The 1,726-nt window shown below is 45.9% G+C and carries 1 protein-coding gene; it reads right to left on the bottom strand.

Annotated features, from left to right (window positions below):
- Nucleotides 1–1,726, bottom strand: a 1,726-nt coding sequence (locus ACYVRA_RS06385) for a methyl-accepting chemotaxis protein (RefSeq protein ID WP_461251914.1), incomplete at both ends; no start/stop codon positions are given.

Genomic DNA, 1,726 nt, shown 5'->3' with positions numbered 1-1,726 from the left:
GACTGCCGTTAAGCATTTCCTCAGAACCGCTTTTTACCTGGCGGGTAAGGTCATTCAAGCCGCCGACGCTTTGCAGTACTTGTTTGCTTCCTTCTCCTTGCTCTTCCATTGCGTTGCGGATATTCCCTTCCTGATCCGCCACAGTCTTTATGCCTGAATCAATCGCCTCGAATCTCTTAAGCACGTTATCGGTGGAAGCTGTAATTTTTTTGATTGATTCCGCTATCTTTTTCAATACAGTGCCAATAGTTTTGGACTGATCGCTTGAACTTTCAGCAAGTTTGCGGATTTCATCAGCGACTACGGCAAAACCTTTTCCCGCTTCTCCGGCGTGCGCGGCTTCTATTGCGGCGTTCATCGAAAGCAAATTGGTCTGGCTTGCGATATTTTCCATTACCGCGTTAATTTCCAAAAGCCCTTCGGACTCGCGGGATATTTCCTGAATGTCCGTTGCAACTTCCTGCAAACCTGACCGTCCTACTTCGGATGCCTCTATTAGTGTCTTAACATTGTCGGCATTGTTGACCAGCGTGTTGGTCACTGAACCGATATTGGCTACCATTTCTTCAATGGCGGATGAAGCTTGGGAAACATTGCGGCTCTGGTTATCAACATGGCCGTTGAGTTTATTGATGTTGGTAATAACCTGTTCCATAGTCGCGTTGGTTTCGGTTACGCTTGCGCTCTGGTTTATTACCCTGCCCTTGACGCTCTGAATGTTGGCGGTTATTTGGTTTACTGCCGCGGCGGTCTCGGTCATGTTGCTGGAAAGGGCATTGCCAATATCGGACAGCATTCCTGCCTCATTCTTGATGGTTCCAACCATGTTTTTAATTTTATCCAATGTCGAGTTAAAGTCACGGGCAAGATCGCCTATCTCGTCTTTTGTATGGACATTGATGTCCCGCGTCAGATCGCCCTTGGCTACATTTTGAAGAACACTGGCTACCGTGGTGATTGGCTTTAATATCCCGTTTAAAATAAAATACATTATAGCCGCCGCCGCTAAGATCGCTATTGCCGCCATAATAATGGTAAATCTGGTCATTGCGTTAACGTCTTTCATAATGTAACTGTCCGCCGACCCCATCATTATTGTCCACGTAACGCCGGAATTGCCTATTTCAAAAGGCAGCATAAACATGTGCAGGTTCTCTTTTAAAAGAGGCGCCCAGTTTTTACAATAAAATTCTTTTCCCTGAAGAACCGCCTGATTTGCCTGATCTCTAAGCTGGCCGCTTCCGTATTGCAAATCCGCTTCCATCAGAGTCTTTCCTATTCTTTCCGGCATGAAACTCGCCAAAATATTTCCGTTATTGGTATAAATGGAAATAGCCCAAATTTCTTCAAAAGCTTTAAGGGCGTTTTCCAATACAGCCTGCATCGGCGCAATGTCTATAAGGCAGGTAATATTCCCGACTGTTTCATTAGTCCGCTTATTTATTATTGGGACTCCCAACCTTAAAATAAAGGTGTCTTTTCCTACCACCTTAAAAGGCGTGATATTTTCAACCCTGTCTTTTTTATTGTCTGGGCCGTTCAACCATGCCGTAACTTGATCAACAACCAGGTTTGGCGTTACCACTATCTCTCCGGTATCCCTGCCCCATGTCATCGCGTACTGCCCCGTGGCCGTTGATCCCGGGCGGCCTATATAACGGCTGTCCATGCCGTCAAGGGCGTTTGGTTTCCAGATGGAAAATATACGGACAAAATTGGTATAGTC

It is taken from the genome of Treponema sp. R8-4-B8, from assembly GCF_054786175.1.
The sequence above is the reverse complement of the archived record's forward strand: the minus strand, read 5'-3'. Positions and strand labels throughout refer to the sequence as shown.